Origin of the sequence: Aquimarina muelleri DSM 19832, assembly GCF_000430665.1 — a bacterium.
GTDB classification, from domain to species: Bacteria; Bacteroidota; Bacteroidia; order Flavobacteriales; family Flavobacteriaceae; genus Aquimarina; species Aquimarina muelleri.
On the sequence record NZ_AUML01000079.1, the window covers coordinates 1 to 4,262 of the forward strand.

The 4,262-nt window shown below is 34.1% G+C and carries 1 protein-coding gene; it reads left to right on the forward strand.

Translation table 11 applies throughout. From position 1 onward, the window contains the following. The coding region (locus H527_RS0118445; RefSeq protein WP_027414026.1) for a non-ribosomal peptide synthetase at nt 1-4,262 on the forward strand (4,262 nt) is incomplete at both ends.

The window sequence follows — 4,262 nt, forward strand, 5'->3', positions numbered from 1 at the left end:
GTTGGTTTGGAGAAAGTAATATCAGAGGTAACAATGTATTTGTCAGGAGATATAGAAAACCTTCCAGTTCCTGTTTTATACCGAGATTTTATTGGTCATACGTTATATTATCAATCGATTAATGATAGCGAGTCTTATTTTAGATCTTTATTAGGAGGTATCGATGAGCCTGTGTATCCTTTTGAATTATCAGATACACTTGGAGACGGTAGAGGTATTAAAGAATCAAGTCTTCTTTTATCAGGAGAGTTGAGCAGAGGCCTTCGTGAGGTTTGTACAGGGCTAGGAATAAGTCCAGCAGTTTTGTTCTATGCTGCTTATGGTTTAGTTGTGGGTAGATGTAGCAATAAGAGATATGCTATTTTTGGATCTGTATTTTCGGGACGTTTACAAGGATCCTTAGGAGCAGCAGATTCCTTAGGATTATTTATTAATACATTACCGGTTTTATTAGAACTAAAAGGTAGTGTTTCAGAATATTTGAAAGAGGTAAAGAAAAGACTAGAAGAGTTATTGCCTTATGAGCAGACACCTTTATCTCATATCCAAAATTGGAGCGGTATCTCAAATGATATAGCATTATTCAGCGCCTTATTGAATTACCGTCATTCTTCTTCATCAACAAATTCGGAGGATAAAAATACTATTGATTTAGGTATTAGTGTTATGGAAAGCCATGAGCGGACGAATTACCCATTTACCTTAAATGTGGATGATTTCGGGGTTGATTTTGGATTAACAGCACAGGTGGATAAAAGTATTGGTTCGGATCGTATCCTTGTGTATATGGAAAAAGTTTTGATTCAACTTTTGGAGGGAGTAAGGAGTAAAGAGGAAGTAAAAGTCGAAAACTTAGATATTCTAGTTAAGGAAGAAGAGATAAAGTTATTAGAAGACTTTAATGCTACAGAGGTAGATTATCCCAAGGAAAAGACAGTTGTAGATTTATTTTTAGAACAAGTAACTAAGACACCAGATGCTATCGCTGTAGTTTTTGAAGGAGAAGAATTAAGTTATAAAGAGTTAGACAATCGCTCTAATCAGTTAGGTCATTATTTACAAGATCAAGGCGTAGAGCCAGATGATTTAGTAGGAATCTGTTTGGATCGTAGTTTAGAGATGCTGATAGGTATTTTAGGTATTTTAAAGTCAGGAGGCGCTTATGTTCCTATTGATCCGGAGTATCCAAAGGATCGTATAGACTATATGCTCGATGATGCAGGTATTAGGTTGGTGTTGAGTAGCAGTGTTAACCGTGAGGTATTAAAAGGAAGAGAAGATTTATCTATTTTCATGTTAGATACGGATTGGTCTGTTATTAAGAGTTATCCTGCAAATACACCTGAAAGTATTTTATGCCCTTCTGATTTAGCCTATGTTATTTACACCTCAGGAAGTACAGGTAGACCAAAAGGAGTACTGATTACTCATGGTAATATTGTTAGTCTCTGTACAAGTTGTGATTATATTGTTTTAGATTCGAATACAATATGGTTGTCAACAGGGTCTATTTCTTTTGATGCTACAACTTTGGAATTTTGGGGTACATTATTGAATGGAGGTCAATTAGTATTAGCAGATACCCATACTTTATTGGATGTAAATAGCTTAAAAAAGCTTATTTTAAATCGTCAAGTTACTACAATGTGGATGACAGCTTCTTGGTTTCATCAACTAGTTGAAGAGGATTTATCTCTTTTTGCATCTCTTAACTATTTGTTAGTAGGTGGAGATGTAGTTCTTTTTAGTTATACAAATAAATTGAAAGAATGTTACCCAAAACTTCATTTAATTAATGGTTATGGACCTACTGAGAATACCACTTTTTCGACAACCTATTATATAGATAAAAAAACTCACAAAAACCTTCCTATAGGTAAACCGATTAAAAATAGTCAGGGATATATTTTAGATTCAGAAATGAATATAGCTCCTATAGGTGTAGTTGGAGAATTGCATCTTGGAGGATCGGGTTTAGCCAAGGGTTATTTAAATAGAGAAGACTTGACCAAGGATAAATTTATAGTAAATCCATTTAAAGAAGGAGATAGAATCTATAAGACAGGAGATTTAGCTCGTTGGACTGTAGATGGTAATCTTGAATTTATAGGTAGGAAAGATGCTCAGGTTAAGGTTAGAGGATATCGCATAGAGTTAGGAGAGATAGAAAACGCCTTGTCCTCTTTAGCATTTATTAATCAATGTTGCGTATTAGCAAAAGAAGATGTTAATGGGAACAAACGTTTGATAGGGTATGTTGTTGTAGAAGGAGATTTAGATAAGACAAAGATACAAGAAGAGTTAAAGGAAAGTTTACCAGATTATATGGTCCCTAGAATTTGGGTGGAGTTGGATGCAATGCCATTAACATCCAATGGTAAGCTGGATAGGAAGTCTTTACCAGATCCGGATACTACAGAGTTATCGAGTAAGGAGTATGTAGCAGCACGTAATGAGATAGAATTAGAGTTAGTAAAAATCTGGCAAGAATTATTAGGAGTAGATCGAGTAGGTATTTATGATAATTTCTTTGAATTGGGAGGGCATAGTTTATTGGTTGTTCAATTAATATCTCGTTTACAAAGAGCAGGTTTTTATATTGGGGTCAAGGATATTTTTGGTAGCCCTACGATTATTTCGATTAGTGATAAATTATCTTCGGTATCCTCAATTTATAGTGTTCCAGATAATGGTATTACAGTTACGAGTGATTATATCACACCATCAATGGTTCCTTTGGTTAATTTAGATCAGAGTGATTTAGATAAAATAATAGGAAGTGTTATAGGAGGTGTTTCCAATATTCAGGATATCTATCCATTATCTCCATTACAAGAAGGGATTTATTTTCATCACATGATGAGTGATAAGAACCATGGAGATCCTTATATACTTCCAAGTTTACTTTCGTTTTCAGATAAAGAGAAGCGTAATTCTTTTATTGAAGCATTACAATTTGTAGTTAATCGTCATGATGTTTTACGTACCTGTATTAAGAGTGAAGGTTTGCCTACACCAGTTCAGGTAGTACTGCGAGAAGTTACTTTATATGTAGAAGAAATATCTTTAGACGATTCTAAAGATATTTTATCTCAATTAAAATTATTGACAACATCAGGCAGTCAATGGATGGATATCTCAAGAGCTCCACTATTAGAATTAAAATCCGCTGACGATCCTAATAATAACTGTTACTATTTGATAATATACCAACATCATTTAATGGTAGATCATGTTGCAATGGAGAAGATGATAACAGAGGTGACGATGTATTTATTAGGAAAAGAGGAAAACCTTCCAGTTCCTGTTTTATATCGAGATTTTATTGGTCATACATTACATTCTCAGTCTATTAATGATAGTGAATTTTATTTTAGGTCTTTATTAGGAGGTATTGATGAGCCTGCGTATCCTTTTGGGTTATCAGATATTCAAGGAAATGGTATTGATATTGAAGAATCTAAATTAGTACTTCCTAAGGCATTAAATAACCAATTACGTAATATTTGCGGAAAGCTAGGAATAAGTCCAGCGGTTTTGTTTCATGCTGCCTATGGTTTAGTTGTAGGTAGATGTAGTAATAAGGAGCAAGTTATTTTTGGGTCATTATTTTCAGGTCGTTTACAAGGATCCTTAGGAGCAGCAGATTCCTTAGGATTATTTATTAATACATTACCGATTTTATTAGAACTAAAAGGTAGTGTTTCAGAATATTTGAAAGAGGTAAAGAAAAGATTAGAGGAGTTATTGCCTTATGAGCAGACACCTTTATCCCATATCCAAAATTGGAGTGGTACCTCAAATAATGTAGCATTATTCAGCGCCTTATTGAATTACCGTCATACATCAATTCCCCTTGATTCGGAGGATGAAAATACTATTGATTTAGGTATTAGTGTTATCGAAAGCCATGAACGGACGAATTACCCATTTACCTTAAATGTGGATGATTTAGGAGTTGATTTTGGATTAACAGCACAGGTGGATAAAAGTATTGGTTCGGATCGAGTTATTACTTATATGAAGGAGATCTTGGTGCAACTCTTAGAAGAATTGCAGAAAGAATCCGAAGTAAGTATCGACAATCTGGGTATATTACCAAAGGAAGAAGAGACAAAGTTATTAGAAGACTTTAATGCAACAGAGGTAGATTATCCCAAGGAAAAGACAATTGTAGATTTATTTTTAGAACAAGTAAGCAAGACACCAGAAGCTATCGCTGTAATTTTTGAAGGAGAAGAATTAAGTTATAAAGAGTTAGA